The 21,111-nt window shown below is 71.8% G+C and carries 19 protein-coding genes and 1 pseudogene; 12 read left to right on the top strand and 8 right to left on the bottom strand.

Features of this window, described 5'->3' with window-relative positions; all coding sequences use genetic code 11:
• Positions 1-447 (bottom strand): isopentenyl-diphosphate Delta-isomerase (gene idi / locus ACFFNX_RS15435; protein ID WP_378201506.1); only part of this gene is annotated, 447 nt, incomplete at its 3' end.
• 122 nt (positions 448-569) lie between these two features.
• Between idi and dxs the strand changes: the two genes are divergently transcribed.
• The 8 genes from dxs (at position 570) to ACFFNX_RS15395 (ending at position 8,878) form a co-directional block, all read left to right on the top strand.
• The gene (dxs, locus tag ACFFNX_RS15430; RefSeq protein WP_378201503.1) at positions 570-2,462 is read left to right on the top strand and encodes a 1-deoxy-D-xylulose-5-phosphate synthase; all 1,893 of its coding nucleotides are present in this window, start codon (positions 570-572) and stop codon (positions 2,460-2,462) included.
• Between the two features lie 160 nt (positions 2,463-2,622).
• Complete coding sequence (locus ACFFNX_RS15425) at positions 2,623-4,104, top strand: amino acid permease (RefSeq protein WP_378201500.1); 1,482 nt, start codon at positions 2,623-2,625, stop codon at positions 4,102-4,104.
• A gap of 11 nt (positions 4,105-4,115) precedes the next feature.
• The gene (locus ACFFNX_RS15420; RefSeq protein WP_378201497.1) at positions 4,116-5,510 is read left to right on the top strand and encodes an FAD-dependent oxidoreductase; all 1,395 of its coding nucleotides are present in this window, start codon (positions 4,116-4,118) and stop codon (positions 5,508-5,510) included.
• Positions 5,511-5,715: 205 nt separating this feature from the next.
• On the top strand, positions 5,716-6,330 hold the full coding sequence (locus ACFFNX_RS15415) for a hypothetical protein (protein ID WP_378201494.1): 615 nt from the start codon (positions 5,716-5,718) through the stop codon (positions 6,328-6,330).
• Entirely contained in the window at positions 6,331-6,966 is a 636-nt protein-coding gene (locus ACFFNX_RS15410; RefSeq protein WP_378201491.1) for a class F sortase, read from the top strand.
• Positions 6,909-7,745: a class F sortase gene (locus ACFFNX_RS15405; RefSeq protein ID WP_378201488.1), complete on the top strand. Its 837-nt coding sequence runs from the start codon at positions 6,909-6,911 to the stop codon at positions 7,743-7,745. Before ACFFNX_RS15410 ends, ACFFNX_RS15405 begins: the two co-directional genes overlap by 58 nt.
• A 597-nt stretch (positions 7,746-8,342) precedes the next feature.
• On the top strand, positions 8,343-8,507 hold the full coding sequence (locus ACFFNX_RS15400; RefSeq protein ID WP_378201485.1) for a hypothetical protein: 165 nt from the start codon (positions 8,343-8,345) through the stop codon (positions 8,505-8,507).
• Positions 8,508-8,632: 125 nt separating this feature from the next.
• Positions 8,633-8,878, top strand: coding sequence for a hypothetical protein (locus ACFFNX_RS15395; RefSeq protein WP_378201482.1), 246 nt, complete (start codon positions 8,633-8,635; stop codon positions 8,876-8,878).
• A 41-nt stretch (positions 8,879-8,919) separates the two neighbouring features.
• On the opposite strand, the gene ACFFNX_RS15390 is transcribed toward ACFFNX_RS15395, so the two are convergent.
• Positions 8,920-9,756 (bottom strand): helix-turn-helix domain-containing protein, encoded by an 837-nt coding sequence (locus ACFFNX_RS15390; RefSeq protein WP_378201479.1) that lies wholly within the window; start codon positions 9,754-9,756, stop codon positions 8,920-8,922.
• A gap of 113 nt (positions 9,757-9,869) precedes the next feature.
• Here ACFFNX_RS15390 and ACFFNX_RS15385 point away from each other — a divergent pair, with 113 nt between their 5' ends.
• A complete protein-coding gene (locus ACFFNX_RS15385; RefSeq protein WP_378201475.1) occupies positions 9,870-10,463 on the top strand; it encodes an NADPH-dependent FMN reductase in 594 nt (197 codons plus the stop codon).
• A gap of 55 nt (positions 10,464-10,518) precedes the next feature.
• Here ACFFNX_RS15385 and ACFFNX_RS15380 read toward each other — a convergent pair whose 3' ends face one another.
• Both ACFFNX_RS15380 and ACFFNX_RS15375 read right to left on the bottom strand, forming a co-directional pair.
• Positions 10,519-12,600: a 3-hydroxyacyl-CoA dehydrogenase NAD-binding domain-containing protein gene (locus tag ACFFNX_RS15380; protein WP_378201471.1), complete on the bottom strand. Its 2,082-nt coding sequence runs from the start codon at positions 12,598-12,600 to the stop codon at positions 10,519-10,521.
• Positions 12,601-12,692: 92 nt separating this feature from the next.
• The gene (locus tag ACFFNX_RS15375) at positions 12,693-13,877 is read right to left on the bottom strand and encodes a thiolase family protein (RefSeq protein ID WP_378201468.1); all 1,185 of its coding nucleotides are present in this window, start codon (positions 13,875-13,877) and stop codon (positions 12,693-12,695) included.
• Between the two features lie 224 nt (positions 13,878-14,101).
• On the opposite strand from ACFFNX_RS15375, the gene ACFFNX_RS15370 reads away from it, so the two are divergent.
• Complete coding sequence (locus tag ACFFNX_RS15370) at positions 14,102-15,679, top strand: AMP-binding protein (RefSeq protein ID WP_378201465.1); 1,578 nt, start codon at positions 14,102-14,104, stop codon at positions 15,677-15,679.
• 220 nt (positions 15,680-15,899) lie between these two features.
• Here ACFFNX_RS15370 and efeU read toward each other — a convergent pair whose 3' ends face one another.
• Positions 15,900-16,760, bottom strand: a complete 861-nt coding sequence (gene efeU / locus ACFFNX_RS15365) for an iron uptake transporter permease EfeU (protein WP_378201462.1) — start codon at positions 16,758-16,760, stop codon at positions 15,900-15,902.
• Positions 16,761-17,211: 451 nt separating this feature from the next.
• Between efeU and ACFFNX_RS15360 the strand changes: the two genes are divergently transcribed.
• The gene (locus ACFFNX_RS15360) at positions 17,212-17,823 is read left to right on the top strand and encodes a polysaccharide deacetylase family protein (RefSeq protein ID WP_378201459.1); all 612 of its coding nucleotides are present in this window, start codon (positions 17,212-17,214) and stop codon (positions 17,821-17,823) included.
• Between the two features lie 22 nt (positions 17,824-17,845).
• On the opposite strand, the gene ACFFNX_RS15355 is transcribed toward ACFFNX_RS15360, so the two are convergent.
• On the bottom strand, positions 17,846-18,835 hold the full coding sequence (locus tag ACFFNX_RS15355) for an Lrp/AsnC family transcriptional regulator (RefSeq protein WP_378201456.1): 990 nt from the start codon (positions 18,833-18,835) through the stop codon (positions 17,846-17,848).
• A 150-nt stretch (positions 18,836-18,985) separates the two neighbouring features.
• Here ACFFNX_RS15355 and ACFFNX_RS15350 point away from each other — a divergent pair, with 150 nt between their 5' ends.
• On the top strand, positions 18,986-20,206 hold the full coding sequence (locus ACFFNX_RS15350) for an FAD-dependent monooxygenase (protein ID WP_378201453.1): 1,221 nt from the start codon (positions 18,986-18,988) through the stop codon (positions 20,204-20,206).
• Positions 20,207-20,308: 102 nt separating this feature from the next.
• On the opposite strand, the gene ACFFNX_RS15345 is transcribed toward ACFFNX_RS15350, so the two are convergent.
• The gene (locus tag ACFFNX_RS15345; protein WP_378201450.1) at positions 20,309-20,815 is read right to left on the bottom strand and encodes a GNAT family N-acetyltransferase; all 507 of its coding nucleotides are present in this window, start codon (positions 20,813-20,815) and stop codon (positions 20,309-20,311) included.
• Positions 20,812-21,111 (bottom strand): annotated as a pseudogene (locus ACFFNX_RS15340) (ribonuclease D); the annotation flags it as partial. The pseudogene ACFFNX_RS15340 and the gene ACFFNX_RS15345, both read right to left, overlap by 4 nt.

The following is a 21,111-nucleotide window of genomic DNA, read 5'->3' as shown; positions in this document are numbered from 1 at the left end:
GTCGCGCCAGTCGGCCGCCGCGACCTCGTCCGGGTGCAGCCGCAGCTCGCCGGCCGCGGTCGCCCGAACCACCGGGCACAGCTCGTTCTCGACGAGGCCGTTCGCCGCCGTCGCGCGGTAGCGGAAGTCCGGCAGCACGAGCGTGAGCGCCTCGGCTCGCAGGCCGAGCTCGGTGTCCACCCGCCGGCGCACCGCCTCGCGCAGGCGCTCGCCGGGCGCCGGATGCCCGCAGCAGCTGTTGGTCCACACCGAGGGGAACGACGTCTTGCCGTGCGCCCGCTGAGTGATCAGGACCCGCCCGGCGTCGTCCGTCAGATAGCAGGAGAAGGCCAGGTGAAGGGGGGTGGACTCGTGGTGACTGAGCGCCTTGGGCGCCGTGCCCGCCGCCCGTCCCTCGGCGTCGAGCAGCACGATCAGTTCGTCTGTCGTCACTCTCTGTTCACTCATCCCGTTCTTTATATCCGATTGTTACGGCGCGTTACACGAACTTCGCCCAGGACCGTCCGCGTCCCACCGGTTGGCAGCACCACTAAAATCGGCATCCGCAGAAACACGAGGAGATGACCCGGGTGACCCTACTTGAGTCGATTGAACGGCCCGAAGACGTCAAGCGCCTGGAGCCGGACCAGCTTCCCCAGCTCGCGGGTGAGATCCGTGACCTCCTCATCTCCGCCGTGTCGACGAACGGCGGTCATCTCGGCCCCAACCTCGGGGCGGTCGAGCTGACCATCGCCCTGCACCGGGTCTTCGACTCGCCGCGCGACCGGATCCTGTTCGACACCGGCCACCAGGCGTACGTCCACAAGCTGATCACGGGGCGGCACGGCTTCGAGACCCTGCGGCAGCGCGGTGGCCTGTCCGGCTACCCGAGCCAGGCCGAGTCCGACCACGACGTGATCGAGAACTCCCACGCCTCGACCGCCCTGTCCTACGCCGACGGCATCGCCAAGGCGTTCCAGCTGCGCGGCGAGGGCGACCGGTTCGTGGTGCCCTTCATCGGCGACGGCGCGCTCACCGGCGGCATGGCCTGGGAGGCGCTGAACAACATCGCCGCGGGCAAGGACCGGCGCGTCGTCATCGTCGTCAACGACAACGGCCGCTCCTACTCCCCGACGATCGGCGGCCTGGCGAGCCACCTCGCCGACCTGCGCATGACCCGGGGCTACGAGCACGCGCTCGACCTGATCAAGCGCACCGTGCCGAAGGCGCCGGTCGTGGGCGGCATGGCGTACGACGCTCTGCACGGCATCAAGAAGGGCATCAAGGACATCCTGCAGCCGCAGGCGATGTTCGAGGACCTCGGCCTGAAGTACGTCGGCCCGATCGACGGCCACGACGAGGCCGCCGTCGAGCACGCGTTGCGCAAGGCCAAGGCGTTCGGCGGCCCGGTCATCGTGCACTGCATCACGCGCAAGGGCTACGGCTACGCGCCCGCCGAGAACGACGAGGAGGAGTGCTTCCACTCCCCGGGCCTGTTCGACCCTGCCACCGGCCGCAAGCTCGCCAAGGGCGGCGGCCCCAGCTGGACCAAGATCTTCAGCGACGAGCTGGTCCGGCTCGGCGCCGAGCGGCCCGACATCGTCGCCATCACCGCTGCCATGCTGCACCCGACGGGCCTGGCGTCCTTCGCCGAGGTCTATCCCGAGCGCACCTACGACGTCGGCATCGCCGAGCAGCACGCGGTGACGTCGGCGGCGGGCCTGGCGTTCGGCGGCATGCATCCGGTCGTGGCGGTGTACGCCACCTTCCTCAACCGGGCCTTCGACCAGCTTCTGATGGACGTCGCGCTGCACAGACTGCCCGTCACGGTCGTCCTCGACCGCGCGGGTGTCACCGGCGACGACGGGCCGAGCCACAACGGCATGTGGGACATGTCGATCCTGCAGGTCGTGCCGGGCCTGCGGATCGCCGCTCCGCGCGACGGCGGCCAGCTCACCGAGCAGCTCCGTGAGGCGGTCGGGGTCAACGACGGCCCGACCGTCGTGCGCTTCCCCAAGGGCCCGGCCGGCGACGACGTCCCGGCGATCGAGCGCACCGGCGGCGTCGACGTGCTGTCGCGGTCGGAGGACGGCGACGTGCTCCTGGTGGCCGTCGGCTCCATGGCGGGCACCGCCGTGGAGGCGGCCAAGCTGATCGGCGCGCACGGCATCGGCGTCACGGTCGTCGACCCCCGCTGGGTCAAGCCCCTCGATGAGAAGCTCATCGGCCTGGCCGCCGAACACCGCCTGGTCGCGGTCGTCGAGGACAACATCCGCGTCGGCGGCGTCGGCGACGCGGTGGCGCGGCTGCTCCGCGACGGCGAGGTCGACGTGCCGGTCCGTACGTTCGGCATCCCCCAGCGGTTCCTCGACCACGCCAAGCGGGCGCAGATCCTCACCGACATCGGCCTGACCCCCCAGGGGCTGGCCCGCGACATCACCGCCGCCATCTCCCGCGACTCGGTCCTCGAACCCACCGAGTGACGACCGCCGCCGGCCCGGCCTCCGGGCCGGCGGCCCTCTCCGGCTCCTGAGACACTCGAAGCACCCCTCTGACCAGGAAAGATCGGGCGAGATCCGCTCTGCGTGCTCCGCATCGGTTCTCGTGGTGATTCAAACGATCACCCTGCCAGCGAGGATTGTGATGAGTGTTCTTCGTACCAAGTCGGTGGAACGATCCATCCGCGAGACCGACGAGCCGGGATCCAAGCTGCGCCGGGAGTTGAGCGCGCTCGATCTCACCGTCTTCGGCGTCGGCGTCATCGTGGGGACCGGCATCTTCGTGCTCACCGGCAAGGTGGCCAGGGAGAACGCCGGGCCGGCCGTGGCGCTGTCGTTCGTGGCGGCCGGGATCGCCTGCGCGCTCGCCGCGCTCTGCTACGCGGAGTTCGCCTCCACCGTCCCGGTGGCCGGGTCGGCCTACACCTTCTCCTACGCCACCATCGGTGAGCTGCCCGCCTGGATCATCGGCTGGGACCTCATGCTCGAACTGGCGCTCGGCGCGGCGACCGTGGCGGTGGGCTGGTCGGGCTATGCCGCGATCCTCCTCGGCGACCTGGGTCTCCATCTACCCGCCTCGCTGGTGGGGGAGGACGCGGCGTTCAACGTGCCGGCGACGCTGATCGTGCTGGCCGTCACCGCGCTGCTCGTCCTCGGCGTGAAGGTCTCCTCGCGGGTCAACGCCGTCATCGTCGCCGTCAAGATCGCGGTGGTCCTGCTCGTCATCGTCGCGGGCCTGTTCTTCGTCAAGGGCGCCCACTACCACCCGTTCGTACCCAGGGCGACGGCCACGCCCGGGACGCACGGCGGCAACACACCACTGATCCAGGTGCTCTTCGGCTACACCCCGACGGCGTACGGCTGGGCGGGCGTCTTCGTCGGGGCCGCGATCGTCTTCTTCGCCTTCATCGGCTTCGACGTGGTCGCCACCGCCGCCGAGGAGACCAAGAGGCCCGACCGCGACCTGCCGATCGGCATCATCGCCTCCCTGCTGGTCTGCACCACCCTGTACGTCGCGGTCTCGCTGGTCGTCACCGGCATGCGCGACTACCGCCGGCTCAGCGTCGACGCGCCGCTGGCCCAGGCGTTCACGGACGTCGGGCACCCGGCGTTCGCCACCGTCGTCAGCGTCGGCGCGCTGGCGGGCCTCACCACGGTCGTGCTCATCCTCATGCTGGGGCAGAGCCGGGTCTTCTTCGCGATGAGCCGTGACGGCCTGCTGCCGCCGTGGCTGGCGAGGGTCCATCCCCGGTACGGCACCCCGTACCGGATCACGATCATCATCGGCGTCGTCGTGGCCCTCATCGCCGGGCTCGTCCCGCTCTCGGCGCTCGCCGAACTGGTGAACATCGGCACGCTGTTCGCCTTCGCGGTGGTCGCGATCGGCGTGGTGATCCTGCGGCACACCCATCCGGACCTGCCGCGCTCGTTCCGCGTGCCCGCCTCTCCGGTGCTGCCGTTCCTCGCCGTCGTGGCCTGCGGCTACCTCATGCTCAACCTGCCGGTCGACACCTGGCTGAGGTTCCTCATCTGGATGGTGGCCGGCTTCGCCGTCTACTTCCTGTACGGCCGTGGCCACAGCCGGGTGGGCGCGGCCGCCCGCCGGGTCGGGGTGACACGGGACTGATCGCGGCGAGCATGGGATTCGGGCCGCGATCTGGGAACAATGTCGGCGTGGTGGACGCATCTGCTCTTCACGTGGCGGTCATCGGATCCGGACCGGCCGGCATCTATGCCGCTGAGGCCCTGGTGAAGCAGGCGCAGGGTGGTGTCCACGTGGACATCTTCGACCGGCTGCCGACGCCGTACGGCCTGGTGCGCTACGGCGTGGCACCCGACCACACGTCGATCAAGTCGATCGCGCGTTACCTGCAGCGGGTGCTGGAGCATCCCGACGTGCGCTTCCTCGGCGGCGTGGAGTTCGGCAAGGACGTCACGCGCGAGACGCTGCTGGACTGCTACGACGCGGTGATCTACGCGACCGGCGCGATGATCGACCGTCACCTGGGCATCCCGGGTGAGGACCTGGTCGGCAGCGTCGCCGCGACCGACTTCGTCAACTGGTACTGCGGCCACCCCGACGCGACGAACCTCGCGCTGGACCTGTCGGCGGACGCCGTCGCGGTCATCGGCGTCGGCAACGTCGCCGTCGACGTCGTACGGGTGCTCGCCAAGACCGCCGGCGAACTGCGCGCCACGGACGTGCCCGATCCGGTCCTCACCCTGCTCGGCGGCAGCGGTGTGCGCCACATCCACATGATCGGGCGGCGGGGGCCGGCGCAGGCCAAGTTCACCACCAAAGAGCTGCGCGAGCTCGGCGCGCTGCCGGGCGCCGAGGTGCACGTCCGCGAGGAGGACCTGCGGCTCGATCCGGCGAGCGCCGCGCTGGCCGAGTCGGACCGGCACGTACGCGCCAACCTCGCGGTCATGCGCGAGTGGGCCGGCCGTCCGGCCGGTGATCTGCCGCGCCGCCTCGACCTGCGGTTCTGGCTGCGCCCGGTGGAGATCCTGGGCACCGGCCGGGTCGAGGGACTGCGGCTGGAGCGCACCACGCTCAATGCCGAGGGCCGGGTCGTGGGCACCGGGGAGTTCGAGACGCTGCCCGTGGGCCTGGTGCTGCGCTCGGTCGGGTACCAGAGCGTGCCCCTGCCCGGAGTGCCGTTCGACGCGCGGGCGTACGTCGTGCCGAATGAGGGCGGCCGGGTCCTCGGCGAGGACGGCACGCCGTTGCCGGGGGAGTACGTCGCGGGCTGGATCAAGCGCGGCCCCACCGGAGTGATCGGCACCAACAAGGCCGACGCGGCGGAGACCGTCCGTGCCCTGCTCGCCGACCATGCCGGACGCCCACGGGAGCGGCGGTCGATCGAGACGCTGCTGGAGTCGCGGGGCGTGCGGGCCGTGACGTACGAGGACTGGCTCGGCATCGACGCGGGTGAGATCGAGCTGGCGCGCATGCTCGACCGCGGCGAACGCGTGAAGCTGTCCGGCTGGGAGGCCCTGCGCCGGGCGTACGGGCATGACTCCCGAGGCTGACTTCCAGAAAGCGTCGATCACGTCCTTAGACGCGCGATTCGCCGGTTTGGTTGCACTTCACCTGCCGATATGGCCATAGCTTGCCAGTATGTCTCGTTGATCGGTGATTTCCCTGTTCGCGCCGCTAGCGTGCTGCGCTGAAACGTCGTGGCGACGCTCCGGCCACCTTCGACCGACGCCACGCACTTCTCTAAGGGGAAATCGAATGAACATCGCACGACTGGGGGCAGTCGGCGGGGCGGTCGCCATCGTCGCCGTGGGCGCGGCGGGACCGGCGTTCGCGACGGGCACGCCGGCGCCGGGCTCGGGGGGCGGCTTCACCAAGGACACGCCGTCGGCGTCGGCGAAGCCGACGGGCAAGGCGCCCTCCGCCGACGTGACGCCGAAGTCCTTCTTCGGCGGGGACACCCTGACCTTCACGGTCGAGAACTGCGCGGTCGTGCCGACGATCGTGGACGTGGACCACCTCTTCGTCACCGCCCGCCCCTTCACGCCGACGGGCACCGAGGGCGGCTACGCGGCCAAGGAGACCACGCGCAAGAACCTGGTCGAGGGCAGGCAGTACAAGGTCGAGGTCCACTGCGGGCGCTGGAGCGACACGTTCACCACCCGGCCGCACAAGCGGCCGACGCCCACCCCGACGCCGACCTCCTCCGGCAGCCCGACCGGGCTGCCCAGCGGCGCCCCGCAGACCGGCGACGGTTCGAGCAACGGCGGCGGGAACACCGGCCTGATCGCCGGCGGAGTGGCCGTCGTGGCCGCCGGCATCGCGGGCGGCACCTTCCTCTACACCCGCCGGCGTTCGTCGGCTGGAGCCTGAGTGCTCCCTGAGCGGTACCGTGCCGGCCGTCACGTCGTGGGCGTGACGGCCGGCGCCCTGCTCGCGATCACCGCGGCCGGATGCGGGGGAGGCGGCGCGAAGCCGCCCGCGAAGGTGTGGACGCCCGCTCCGTCCGTGTCGAGCAGCACGCCGGCCGCGGCCCCGGCGAAGCCGCTGGCCCGCTCGGTACCCTCCCGGCTGCGCATCCCGAAGCTGCACGTCAGCTCGCCGATCATGAAGCTCGGCCTCAACCCCGACCACACGATCCAGGTGCCGCCGCTGAATCAGCCGAACACGACCGGCTGGTGGGACGGCGGCCCGACTCCCGGTGAGAAGGGCGCGTCGGTCATCCTGGGGCACAACGTCGGCAACGGCCGTCCCTCGGTGTTCGAGAAGCTGGGCACGCTGAAGCCCGGGGACACCGTTCAGGTGACGCGCGCCAACGGCAGCGTCGCCACCTTCCAGATCACCCGGCTCGAGCAGATCGCCAAGAGCCGTTTCCCGACGCAGAAGGTGTACGGCAGGCTGTCGTACCCGGGCATCCGCCTGATCACCTGCGGTGGCCGGTTCGACGCGTCGTGGGGGCACCACGTCGACAACATCATCGCGTACGGCAGGTTGGTGAACGGCACCTGAGCGAACGGCCCGGGCGGCACCGCCGGCGAGACGACGGGGGCGGGGTACCGACGGCGGAGGCCACGGTCCCCGATCTCGGCCTGCCCGCGATCGACGCGACCGCCCCCGACCTCGGCACGTACACCGACGCGGGCTGGACTTCTCCGGGCCCGCCGGTGACGCGACGCCGCCGGCGCTCGAACGTCCTCGTCGCGGGCGGCACGGTCGTCGTGGTGGGCGCGGGCGTGACGATGATCGCCCTCGGCTGGAACGGCGGCGGCCCGCCGCAGCCGCCGAAGACGACCTCGATCAACGCGCCGGAACCGGTGGTGAAGGCGCGGCCGATGAGCCGGGCGCTGCCGGTGCGCATCACCATCCCGCGCATCCACGTGAACGCCCCGATCGAACCGCTCGGCCAGAACGCCGACGGCACGGTCGAGGTCCCGGCGCTGAGCCGCCCGAACCTCGCGGGCTGGTACAAGTACGGCCCGACGCCCGGCCAGAAGGGCGCGGCGGTCGTGCTGGGCCATGTCGACGCCCACCGCCGGCAGGCGGTGTTCTTCCGGCTCGGCAGCCTGCGCCGCGGCGACCGCATCCACGTGACGCGCACGGGCGGCAGCGTGGCGACGTTCACCGTCGACGGCGTCGTGCCGGTCGCCAAGGACCGGTTCCCCACACAGAGCGTGTACGGGAAGACCGGGTACGCGGCGCTGCGCGTCATCACGTGCGGCGGCGAGTACGACAAGAAGACGATGCACTACCTGGGCAACATCATCGTCTACGCCCACCTAGTGCACTGACCGCCGGTGGCAGGGGGAACAACAGGCGCTCCACTGTTGCAGAGGTACGGGGTGGTCTCCGGGCGACGCCGCCAGGCGAGACGTTCCTGCTGGACGCCGCCTGCCGGGCCGGCGGCGGCTTCTATTCCGGCGCGACCGAGGCCGAAGATGCCGAGTCGCCGCGCCGGATCAGCGCCGCGCTCACGGCTCATGCGCGGCCCGCCAGCCCCTACCCTTCGCGAACTGGTACGAGGCCGTCGATGCGCTCCTCGCGCTCGGCGCCGAGCGGCCCGTGCCGGTCGTGATCGATGAGTTTCCCTACCTCGCCAAGAGCAACCCCGAGCTGCCGTCGATCGTTCAGGAGGCGCTGCGCCCGCTGCGCGAGCAGCGCACCGCCTCCCGAGCCCGCCTGCTGCTGTGCGGCCCCGCCCTGTCGTTCATGGGCGGACTGCTGCCCGCAAGCGCCCCGCTGCGTGGGCGGGCAGGGCTCGAGCTGGTCGTCCGCACCCCTCGACCACCGGCTCGCCGCCGACTTGTGGGGGATCACCGATCCCCATTCGGCCCTCCAGGTCAACGCGATCGTCGGCGGAACGCCCGCCTACCGGCGCGAGTTCGTCCGTGGCGACGCCCCGCGTGGTCCGGAGGCCTTCGACGACCGGGTCGTACGAACCGTCCTCAACCCCGATTTTCCGCGAGGCCCGCTACCTGCTCGCGGAGGAGCCGGACCTGCGCGACACCGCCCTGTACCTGTCCGTCCTGGGCGCGGTCGCCGACGGCCACTGACATCGCACACCCCATCAACGTCCTGGAGGCCGCAGGGCCGCCGTATCGGGACGCGGACGTCTTCCGCGACCACCGGGCCCACCCATCGCATCGCGGAGCCGCTGATCAGCTTCTACCACGCCATCATGCGGCCTGTCTGGGACCGGCTGGAGTGCCCGCGCAACACCGCTCGGGTCTGTCACGCCGGCCGTCGCCGGTTCTCGAGCAGCGTCCTCGGTCCGCACTTCGAGCAGGTCTGCCGGGACCGGGCCCTGCACCACGCCGATCCCGGGTCGCTCGGAGGCCTGCCCTCCCGCGTCGTCCACGACCCCGGGACACGTACGGGCCACGAGGTCGACGTGGCCGTCATCGGCGTCGCGGAACCGATCTGAACCGTTCTCCGGGCGCGGCCGGGGTGCATGCGCCGGTCGGGTCAGCCGATCGCGTGAAGGGCGCCGCCGGAGCGGAGCAGGCGTTCCATGGCCTGCTCGGTCGCCTCGTCGGCGGGCAGGAGGACGACCAGCTCCTGCGCGTCGGTGGGCGGCAGCTCCAAGCGTTCTCGCTCCCAGCGCAGCTCTTGCCCCGTGGGGTGGTTGAGCCGAAGCGGGACCTGCGGCGGGGGCAGGTGGCGGCTGATCCGCCGGGTGAACTCCTGCCCGGCGAGCGGGGCGAGTTCGGCCTTGAACCACTCGGAGGCCTCCGCGGACGGTCCGAGCCACAGGTCGAAGGCCTGTTCGTCGGCCACCTGGTCCCAGTCGGCGAAGAACGTCCGGGCCCGCGGGTCGGTGAAGACGTAGCGCGTGAGGTTCGGCTCCCGGGTCTCCAGCAGTCCGCTTTCGCGCATCACCGACGCGAACCCGCCGGTGTGCGCGAGCACGTCGCCGAGGCGGTTGGTGACGAACGCGACCGCGGGCTCGAGGAGCCGGAGGGTCGCCAGCACGGTCGGCCGGACGTGGCGGCTGGGCGGTGCCGCCGGCCGGTGCCCGGCGCAGGCCCCGCCGGTGATCTTGGCGAGGTAGCGCAGGTGGCCGCGCTCGGCGGCGTCCAGGCTCAGCGCGTCGGCAAGGGCGTTGAGCACGGCGGGGGACGGGTTGCGGTCCCGTCCCTGCTCGATGCGGGTGAGGTATTCGACGCTGATCCCGGCGCGCGTGGCCAGATCCGAGCGCCGCAGCCCCGGGGCGCGCCGGCGGCCGTGCTCGGGGAGCCCGAACGACGCGGGCTGGATGCTGTCGCGCTTGGCGCGGACGAAGTCGCCCAGTGGCGTGCCCATGGCCGGAGTCTAGGGCCGCCCGAATCCCGTTGTCCCGGGCGCAGCGTGGCCCTGTGGGGGCCGGTCTGCGGCCGGTCTGGTCGCCGCCCCGGCGGCGGTGGACCGTGGAGCACATGAGCGAGAAGCACACGTTGGTCATCATCGTCGGGAGCGTCCGCGAAGGCCGGTTCGGGCCCGTCGCCGCCTCCTGGGTCGCCGAACAGGCGCGCGCACACGGCGGGTTCGACGTCGAGGTCGTCGACCTCGCCGACGTCGAGATCCCGCTGTCGTTGCCGGCGGCGCCGCCGAAGTTCGCCGGCGACTCCTACCCGCGCCCCGAGGCGATGGCGCCCCTGACCTCCCGCCTGGAGGAGGCGGATGCGTTCATCCTGGTCACGCCCGAGTACAACCACAGCTACCCGGCCTCTTTGAAGGCCGCCATCGACTGGCATTTCACCCAGTGGACGGCGAAGCCCGTGGCCTTCGTCAGCTACGGCGGCGTGGCCGGAGGCCGTCACGCCGTCCTCCACCTGGAGAACGTCCTCACCGAACTGCACGCGGTGACCATCCGCGACGGCCTGGCGTTCCCGAACTACTTCACCTCGTGGCAGGACGGGCGGCCGCTGGATCCCGAGGCGCCCGGGTACGCCAAGGTCGTGCTGGACCAGCTCGCCTGGTGGGCCGCCGCCCTGAGCGCGGCACGCGACGCGACTCCGTACCCGGCCTGACATGAGTTCCTGAAGAGAGTCCCCGGATGGCCGCCGGGGACTCTCACCCGGTCTGCTACGCCAGAGAGGCGACGCCACGGTCGAGGAAGCGGGAGCCGGTCACGCGCTCCGCGACGCCCGTGCGGTCCAGGTACGGCGTCACGCCGCCCAGGTGGAACGGCCAGCCCGCGCCCAGGATCATGCACAGGTCGATGTCCTGGGGAGCCGCGACGACGCCCTCGTCCAGCATGATGCGGATCTCTTCCGCCAGCGCGCCGAGGGCCCGCTCGAGCACCTGCTCCTCCGTGGACGGCGACGTGCCGCCCGCGAAGATCTCCACGGCCTCCGGGTCGAGCGTCAGGTCCGGCCGGTACACCCCGGGCTTGCCGGCCGCGACCAGCTTCGCCAGCTTGCCCGACAGCGGGAAGCGGTCCGGGAACGCCTCGTGCAGCGTCTCGTTCACGTGCAGCGCGATCGCCGGGCCGACCAGCCCCATCAGGATGAACGGCGGCATCGGCAGGCCCAGGGGCGCCGCCGCGCGCTCGGCCACGTCGATCGGCGTGCCCTCCTCCACGGTCTGCACGATCTCGGCGAGCATCCGCAGCAGGACGCGGTTGACCACGAAGGCCGGGGCGTCCTTGACCAGCACGCAGGACTTCTTCAGCGCCTTGCCGGTCGCGAACGCCGTGGCCAGCGTCGCGTCGTCGGTCTGCTCACCGCGCACGATCTCCAGCAGCGGCAGCACCGCGACCGGGTTGAAGAAGTGGAACCCGACGACCCGTTCCGGGTGCCGCAGCTTGGCCGCCATCTCCGACACCGACAGCGACGAGGTGTTCGTCGCCAGCACGCACTCGGGCGAGACCACGGCCTCCACCTCGGCGAAGACCTGCTGCTTGACGCCCATCTCCTCGAAGACGGCCTCGATGACGAAGTCGGCGTCCGCGAACGCGTCCTTGGTCAGCGAGCCGGTCACCAGGCCCTTCAGCCTGGCGGCCTCGTCGGCGGAGATCCGCCCCTTGCCGAGCAGCTTGTCCACCTCGGCGTGCACGTACGCCACGCCCTTGCCGAGCCGCTCCCGATCGAGGTCGGTCAGCACCACCGGCACACCGAGCCGGCGGGCGAACAGCAGGCCGAGCTGGGAGGCCATCAGCCCGGCGCCGACGACGCCGACCTTCGTCACCGGGCGGGCCAGGGCCTTGTCCGGGGCGCCGGCCGGGCGCTTGGCCCGCTTCTGCACCAGGTCGAAGGCGTAGAGCCCGGAACGCAGCTCGTCGCTCATGATCAGGTCGGCGAGCGCGTCGTCCTCGGCCGCGAACCCCTCGTCGCGCGTGCGGTCCTTGGCCGCCGCCACCAGGTCCAGGGCCCGCACCGGGGCGGGCGCCGCGCCGTGCAGCCTGCCCTCGACCCGCCAGCGAGCCTGGGCGATCGCCTCGTCCCACGCCGCGCCCGTGTCGACCGGCGCGCGCTCGACCGTCACCTCGCCGGTCAGCACGCGGGCCGCCCAGCGCAGCGACTCCTCCAGGAAGTCGGCCGGCTCGAACATCGCGTCGGCGATACCGAGCTCGTAGGCCTGCGGACCGCGCAGCATCTTGTTCTGGTTCAGCGGGTTGTCGACGATGACCTTGAGGGCGTTCTCCGCGCCGATCAGGCGCGGCAGCAGGTACGTGCCGCCCCAGCCGGGCACCAGCCCGAGGAAGCACTCCGGCAGCGCGACCGCGGGCACGCCCGAGGAGATCGTCCGGTATGCGCAGTGCAGCGCCACCTCGACGCCGCCGCCCATCGCCGCGCCGTTCACGAACGCGAACGAGGGGACCGCCAGCTCGCCCAGCCGGCGGAACACGGCGTGTCCCAGCCGCGCGATCTCCAGCGCCTGCTCGCGATCGGTGATCAGCGGCACGCCGTTCAGGTCGGCGCCGACCGCGAAGATGAACGGCTTGCCGGTCACGCCGACGGCCACGAGGTCGTCACGGGCCGCGACCGAGTCCAGGGCGGCGTTCAGCTCCGTCAGGCCGCCCGGCCCGAACGTGTTCGGCTTCGTGTGGTCGAACCCGTTGTCAAGCGTGATCAGCGCCATCGTGCCCGCACCGTACGGCAACTCGACGTCCCGTACGTGGGCGTGCGTCACGACCTCATCGGAGAAGATCTCGGTAACACTCATCGCACAGCCTCTCTGCCTACGGGTCGCTCCCGCTCCTCACTCACTGCGCGGGCGGGCTCGTTCCTCACCCGCCCGCCCACTCCGTTCGCTCGTCACACTCGCTCCCAGAGCACCGTGCCGCCCATGCCCATGCCCACGCACATCGTGGTGAGGCCGTAGCGCACGTCCGGGCGCTCGGCGAAGTGGCGGGAGAGCTGCGTCATCAGGCGTACGCCCGAAGAGGCGAGCGGGTGGCCGATGGCGATCGCGCCGCCCCAGGGGTTCACGCGCGGGTCGTCGTCGGCGATCTTGAAGTGGTCGAGGAAGGCGAGCACCTGCACCGCGAACGCCTCGTTGATCTCGATCAGGCCGATGTCGTCCATGGTCAGCGAGTTGCGCGCGAGCAGCTTCTCGGTGGCGGGGACCGGCCCGATCCCCATGACCTCCGGCTCGACGCCGGCGAACGAGTAGTCGACGAGCCGCATCCGCGCGGTGAGGCCCAGCTCGGCGGCGACCTCCTCGGCCGCGACGATGCAGCCCGTGGCGCCGTCGTTGAGCCCGGCGGCGTTGCCGGCCGTGACGTGGCCGTGCGGGCGGAACGGCGTCTTCAGCCCGGCCAGGTCCTCCAGGGTCGTGCCGGGACGCGGCGGCTCGTCGCGCGTCGCGAGGCCATAACCCTTCTCGGCGGACCGGATCGCCATCGGCACCAGGTCCTGCTGGAACCGGCCGGCCTCGTACGCCTCGGCGACCTTCTGCTGGCTCCGCACCGCGTACGCGTCGGCGCGCTCCTTGGTGATCTGCGGGTACCGGTCGTGCAGGTTCTCCGCGGTCATGCCCATGACCAGCGCGGACCCGTCGACGAGCTTCTCGGACAGGAACCGCGGGTTGGGGTCGACGCCCTCGCCCATGGGGTGCCGGCCCATGTGCTCGACCCCGCCGGCGACGGCCACGTCGTACGCGCCGAAGGCGATGCCGCCGGCGACCGACGTGACGGCGGTCATCGCGCCGGCGCACATGCGGTCGATGGCGTACCCGGGGACGCTCTTGGGCAGTCCGGCCAGCACCGCGGCCGAGCGGCCGATGGTGAGGCCCTGGTCGCCGGTCTGGGTGGTCGCCGCGATGGCGACCTCGTCGATGCGCTCGGCGGGCAGCGAGGGGTTGCGCCTCCGCAGCTCGCGGATCACCCGGACGATGAGGTCGTCGGCGCGGGTCTCGGCGTACAGCCCCTTGGGGCCGGCCTTGCCGAACGGCGTGCGTACGCCGTCGACGAAGACCACGTCACGCGCGATACGAGGCACGGTCGGTCCTCCTTCTGATGCGGTGCTGATGGGTTCTTCCGCCTATAGGTTACTCGTCAGTAACAGCAGACGTGAAAGCGGGTCTTGCTGGAGACGTGTCCCCGCCGTAGCCTGACCGGAATCACGGGATCGCAGGGAGTGACACGTCAGTGGTGCACGCCAGACCGGAGTATCGCTCCGGCCCCGGACGCTGGGCGGGTCAGGCCCTCAACGTTCCGCTCACCATGGCGAAAAGGGGCCTGTTGTGGCCGTGGCGGCCACTGCGCGCCACCCGCCAGCTCACCGCCCTGCTGCACTGGGGCACCACGCTGGCCGGCGGCCTGGCCGCCGCGGCGGCGCGCGACCCCGACCGTACGGCCCTGGTGGACGAGAAGGGCGAGCTGAGCTACGCCGAGTTGCACGAGCGCACCGACCGGCTCGCCGTCGCGCTGATCCCCGACTGCCGCGGCCGCCGCCTGGGGGTCGCCGTGCTGTGCCGCAACCACCGTGGCCTGGTCGAGTCGCTGATCGCCTGCAGCAAGCGCGGGGCCGAGGTCGTGCTCCTGGGCACCGGGCTCGGGCCCGGGCAGCTCAACAGTGTGATGCGCGAGCTGTGGGCCGACATCGTCATCGCCGACGCGGAGTTCGCCGACGTGCTGCCCCGCGGCGGGCGCCGGTTCACGAAGGTCACCGCCTGGGCCGAGGAGGGCGCCCGGCGCCGCTCCGGACCCACCGTCGAGGAACTCATCGAGGCGACGCCCGCGCCCGCTCTCGAGCCGCCGCCGATCCAGGGGCGCGTCGTCTTCCTCAGCTCCGGCACATCCGGGCGGCCGAAGGGCGCGCGCCGCCCGCCGCGCCCGGGGTTCGTGCCGCTCACCGCCATGCTGTCGCGCACCCCGCTGCGCGTCGGCGACCGGATGCTCATCGAGGCGCCCCTGTTCCACGCGTGGGGCTACTCCTCGTTCCAGCTCGCCCTGGCGATGCGGGGCACCGTCGTGCTCGGGCGGCGCTTCGACCCCGAGCGGACGCTGGCGACGATCCAGGAACGCTCCTGCACCACGCTGATCACCGTACCGATCATGTTGCAGCGCCTCCTGGCCCTGCCGGAGCGCACGCGCGCGGCGTACGACACCTCCTCGCTGCGCGTCACCGCGGTCAGCGGCTCACGGCTGCCGGGCGACCTGGCCACGGCCTTCATGGACGCCTTCTCGACGGAGCTGTGCAACGTCTACGGCTCCACCGAGGCGGGCTGGGTGAGCATCGCCACCGCCGCCGATCTGCGCGCGCATCCGGACACCGCGGGCCGGCCGGCGAGCGGCGCCCGAGTGGCGATCCTGGACGCCGAGGGACGCCCCGTGCCGCGCGGCGCCACCGGCCGGATCTACGTCGCGGGCGGCACGCGCTTCGAGGGCTACACCGGCGGCGTGCCGGCGGAGACCCGTGACGGCATGCTCTTCATGGGCGACGTCGGCCACCTCGACGACGAGGGGCTGCTCTACATCGACGGCCGCGCCGACGAGATGATCGTCTCCGGCGGGGAGAACGTCTACCCGGCCGCCGCCGAGGACGTGATCGCCCGGCTGCCGCAGGTGCGCGAGGTCGCGGTGACCGGGGTGGCGGACGAGGAGTACGGCGAGCGGCTCGCGGCCTACATCGTCACGGAGCCGGGCGAGCGGCTCGACGCCGACACCGTCCGCGGGCACGTCCGCGAACGGCTGGCCCGGTGCGCCGTGCCGCGCGACGTCCACTTCCGCGCGGACCTGCCCCGCAACGCGATGGGCAAGGTCGTGCCGCACCGGCTTCCCGAGGCCGCGGGGGCCTGACGGTTCGCTCGTACGGGGGTGAACGGCCGGCCCCGTACGCGGTGCCGTGCGACGTCCGCTTCCGTGCTGACCTGTCCCGCGATGCGATGGGCGGTCGTGCCGCACCGGCTTCCCGAGGCCGCGGGGGCTCCGCGACGCGTTCGTCCACGGCACCGCCGACGCGGGCTCACGATCCGTACGTGGAGGCCGGGCCGATCGCCCGAGACGGCGCCGGCCGCGGTCAGCCGCCCGCGCCGGCGGTCTGCTTCTGCGGCGTGGCCGCGACCTGCGGCTTGGCCGGGCGCAGGAAGAAGAACATCACCGGGATGATGTAGACCACCCATGCGATCGCCTGGGCGATGGTGACCTGCGGGGTCAGGTTGAACACGCCCTGCAGCGAGGTCTGCAGCCACTGGCCGACCTGGCCCAGGCCGGAGAACCAGGTGCTCGGCTCGAAGGCGAGAGTGGTCAGGCCGGGCAGGATCGAGGCCTCCTGCAGGTCGTGGAAGCCGTACCCGAAGACGCCGGCGGCCACGACGATCAGGGCCGCGCCGGTGATCGTGAAGAACTTCTTGAGGTTGAGCCGGAGCCCGCCCCGGTAGAGCAGGTAGCCGAGCAGCGCCGCGGTGAGCAGGCCGAGCACGGCGCCGACGATCGGCTCGGTGGAGTTGTTCGCGTTGCTGATGTTGGTCCACAGGAACAGGGCGGTCTCCAGCCCCTCCCGGCCGACGGCCAGGAACGCGACCGCGAACAGCGCCCCGCGGCCCATCGACAGCGCGCCCTGCAGCTTGCCCTCCAACTCGGCCTTCATGAACCGTGCCGTACGGCGCATCCAAAAGACCATCCAGGTCACGAGCCCGACCGCGATGATCGACAGGATGCCGCCGAAGGACTCCTGCGTCTTGAACTGCATCTCTCCGGAGGCGACGCTCAGCACGACGCCGAAGCCGATGGCGAGCGCGATGGCGGTGCCCACGCCTCCCCAGACCGGTGCCAGCGCGGCGCGGTTGCCCGACTTCACCAGATATGCGATCAGGATGCTGACGACGAGTGAGGCCTCGAGTCCTTCACGCAGGCCGATGAGGTAGTTGCCGAGCAACAAGGGGGCGCACCTCCTCCAGGGGGCTCCAGGACCGGAGCCGGACGTTCGGGCCTAGGTCATTAGGTAAACCTAACCTAATCGCGATTCTCCGGCTCGGGAGGGGGCGACGCAAGCCCGTGGCCTGTGACGTTTGCGGGTAGGTCGCCGGGAGTGCTGGCAGATGATCCATTTGGCGATGCATTGCCCTTGATTTGGTGGGGCCAGATGTACCCCAAGTGCCTCTAGAGGGCATAGCGTTTGACATGTGGAGTTTCGGGACGTGATGACTCGCCGTCGGATGCTCGCTCTGGGCGCCGCCGGCCTCGGGGCGCTCGCCGTGGGCGACGATGGCCGGGTAACGCCCCTCCCCGCCCGGCCCTTAGCGCAGGGACCGCCGCCGATCCGGCCGGTCAAGAGAAAACGGCCCAAGCCCGGCCCGCGGCCGGGCGTCGTACCTCCGCCTCACGCCCCGGTGCCCGCGCGTACCGACGCGGTACACCGGGTGCACGACCTGTTCCCGACGGCCCCGCCGAACGCCGTGGCGCTGACCATCGACGACGGCCCTCAGCCGGAGTGGACGCCGAAGATGCTCGACCTGCTGGCCGAGTTCGAGGTGAAGGCGACCTTCTCGCTCATCGGCATCCAGGTGAAGCAGTTCCCGAAGCTGGCGGAACGCATCGTCCAGGCGGGCCACCAGCTGTGCAACCACACGATGACCCACCCGCTCTACATCGCCTCGATGTCGAGGAAGAAGGTCGACGCCGAGATCACCGAGGCGCACGTGCGCATCGGCGAGGCGACCGGGGTCGCGCCGAAGTTCTTCCGCTCGCCCGGCGGTGCCTGGTCGCACGCGGTGTTCCACTCGGCGGCCCGGCACGGCATGATCCCCATCGACTGGGACATCGACCCGCGCGACTGGGCGCGTCCGGGCACCGGGCACATCAAGCGCGCGATGCTGAAGGCCAAGGGCGGCGACATCCTGCTCTGCCACGACGGCGGCGGCGACCGTTCGGAGACCATCAAGGCCCTGCGCAAGGTCATCCCCGAGCTGAAGAAGCGCGGCCTGACCTTCGTGTCCCTGTGAGCGTGCGCCGCTGAGACCGGCCTCACCCCGGGCGTACGAGGCCGTCGCTGGTGAGGTGTTTGACCTGCCTCATCACCGGGACCGTCTCGACCTGGACGATGCCGTCGAGCGGGGAGAGGCTGCGGGTGAGGTAGCGGTAGAGGTCGTCGGCGGTCCGGCAGATCAGCGCCGCGACGATGTTGGCGCGCCCGGTCGTGACGGCGGCGAACGCGACCTCGGCGTGGCCGGCCAGCTCGGCAGCCACGGGTTCGAGCCGGGCGGGCGTGACGGAGAGCCACAGCAGCGTGGTCGAGTGATAGCCGAGCACGGCGGGGTCGAGCTGGAGGTCGAAGTAGAGCAGCCCGGCGTCGCGGAGCCGCTGGACCCGGCGCCGGACGCTGGACTCGGTGACTGCGGCGATCCGGCTGAGGGCCGCGCTGCCGGTGCGGCCGTCGCGGGAGAGCGCCTCCAGCAGCAGGTGGTCGACGCGGTCGGGGGTGACCGGGTCGCCGGACGGGACCGGCGGGCGCAGCGCCGCGACCTGCTCGGAGCTCAACGCGTCGAGCTTGGCGTACCACCCGCTGCGACCGCCGAAGATCAGGTGCAGAAGCTGATGGGCCCGCACCGCGACGACCCGTGGGGTCTGCGGAAGCCTGCGCAGCAGGGGAGTCTCCGACATGTCGCCCGGCCCCTCGGCGACGCAGATCACCTCGGTACCGCCGGACGCCAGCGCGACGAATGAGGCGTCGGCGCGGCGGGCCACGGCCTGAGCGATCGTGACGGCGGCGTCGGGCGTGCTGCTGAGCCGCACCATCCATCGGACTCTGTCGCGAGGCGGGTCGGTCCGCCCGATGACGCGCAGGCCTCCGGGCTCGCGCAGGCGGGCGTAGCGCCGGGCGACCGTCTGGGGCGAGGTGCCGAGAACGGCCGCGAGCGTGCTGAACGGCGCGCGGCCGTCGAGCTGGAGGGCATGGACGAGTCGCGCGTCCAGGTCGTCGGTCACGGAGTGAACCGGCATCGCAACCTCGGTCATGGATGAATCAAGCGTGGCCGAAGGAAATTCTGGTCGCCACCGGTGACGGATCGCAACCCTGGACCTGCATGCGGACCGGCATACGGACCGGCATACGGACCGGCATGCGGACCTGCATACGGACCGGCGTACGGATCGAAGGAGGCAACGATGTGGGATGTCGTCGTGGTGGGAGGCGGCCCGGTCGGGCTGTTGCTGGCCGCCGAGGTACGCGGTGCGGGAGCCTCGGTGGTGGTCCTGGAACAGGGCGACGGGAAGGAGCCGGCTCCGGACGAGGACGGCGACCGCGGCCTGCAGGCCGGGACGCTGCGGATGCTCGCCGAGCGGGGACTGCTGGAGGAGGTGCTGCGCCGCGCCGAGGCGACGGACGGGCCGGCGATCGCCGACTTCGACGGCGACCCGGGTGACGGCGCGCCGGCCGACATCGCCGAACTGGTGCGCAGCTGGGGTTCGCGGCGGCTGAAGGGCCACTTCGCGATGCTCCCGCTGCTGGACCGGGACGGCACGCTGGACGACGTGCCGGTCCAGCGTGAGGTGTGGCAGGGCAGGCTCGTGGCGGTTCTGGCGGACCACGCCCGTCGCCTCGGCGTCGAGATCCGCCACCACTGCGAGGTCGTCGAGGTGCGCGACACCGGCACGGAGGTCCACGCGTCGCTGGCGGACGGCAGCCGGGTGACCGGGCGATGGGGCGCGGGCTGTGACGGGGCGCGCGGCGTGGTCGGCCGCGCGCCGGGGTTCGCCTTCGACGACGTGGACCCGGCGATGGTGGTGCTGATGGGCGAACCGACGCTGGAGGGCCCCGCGCTCCTCACGCCCGGCGTGCACCGCACTCCGGGCGGGATCATGTTCGTCAACCCGCCGCCGGGCGAACTCGTGGTCGCCGAGTTCGGCCGCCCCGCCGAAGCGTGGCGAGGCCCGGTCACGACCGAGGAGTTCACCGCCGCGCTCCGCCGGGTCAGCGGGTCACCGGACGTCCGCGTCGCGGATCTGCGCCGCGCGGTCCGGGTCACCGACCACACCCGGCTCGCCCGCGACTACCGCTCCGGACGCCTCCTCCTCGCCGGAGACGCCGCACACCTGCACTCCCCGATGGGCGGACAGGGCCTCAACCTGGGGCTGCACGACGCCATGGACCTCGGAACACCGCTGGCCGCCGTGGCGACCGGCCGGTCGGCCGAGCCCGTGCTGAACGGCTACACCGAGCGACGCCACCCGATCGCCGCCCGGGTACTCCGCGACACCCGAGCACAGAGCGCCCTCCTCCGCACCGACCGACACAGCGCCGACCTCCGCGAGGTCATGGCCGAACTGATCGAACTCCCAGAGGTCAAACGACACCTGGCCGGCCTGGTGGCAGGAACCATCCGGTAGCCAGGTTGGTGCGGGCCCATCGGGAAGGACGCGGCTCGCGGGCTCACGGAGACGGGCGGGCAAGAGGGTGCGGGCTCATCAGGAAGGGCAGAGCCCGCAGGCTCACGAGGAAGGGCGGAGCGTGCGGGCGTACCAGACGTACGGCGAGGAGAGGTGGTCGATGGTGAAGTCCAGGCGTTCGAGCAGTCGCCGGGAGGCGAGGTTGGTCTCGTGCACCTCGGCGGTCACCCGGCGGCAATCGGAGAGGTTCGGTAGCCACTCGAGCAGGCCGCGGATCGCCTCGGTGCCGTAGCCGTTCGCCCGCCAGGCCGCGCCCATGCCGTATCCGATCTCCGTCGACCCGTCCGGGCCCGGTGCGTGTTTCAGGCCGCATTCGCCGATCACCATGTCGTGGTGGGCGATCAGCCAGGTCAGTGCGCCCGGGTCCGCGGCGGCGCGCATCGCCACGATCGGTGTCGACGACGTGGGCCAGTCGGTGCCGGCGCGTACGCCCGAGTAGTCGCCGTCCGCGAGGTCCCGTGCGGCATCGGGGGTCAGCGGCCGCAGCTCCAGCCGTGGGGTGCGGATCGCCTCGGAGACGGCCCCGGAGGGCGGTCCCTCAGGACTCACTCCCGGCCCTCTGAGGACTCACTCTTGGTCGCCAGCCTGACCAGCGCCTTGGCCAGTGGCTTCGCCGTCAGCTCCACCTGCCACGACCGGGCTCCGAGTGCGGTCAGCACGAGGCCGACCGAATCCTCGTTGATCGTCTCCGGCGGGCTCCATGCCAGCCGCCGTACGGTGTCGGGCTGGAGGAGGTTCTCCGTCGGCATGGTGTGCTCGTCGGCGAGGGCGGCGACCACGGCGCGGGTGGCGGTCAGGCGCTCGGCGGCGGCCGGGTCGCGCTCCGCCCAGCGGTGCGCGGGCGG

It is taken from the genome of Actinoallomurus acaciae, assembly GCF_042429965.1.
Lineage (GTDB): Bacteria > Actinomycetota > Actinomycetes > Streptosporangiales > Streptosporangiaceae > Actinoallomurus > Actinoallomurus acaciae.
This window is presented reverse-complemented; position numbering and strand designations above follow the sequence as displayed.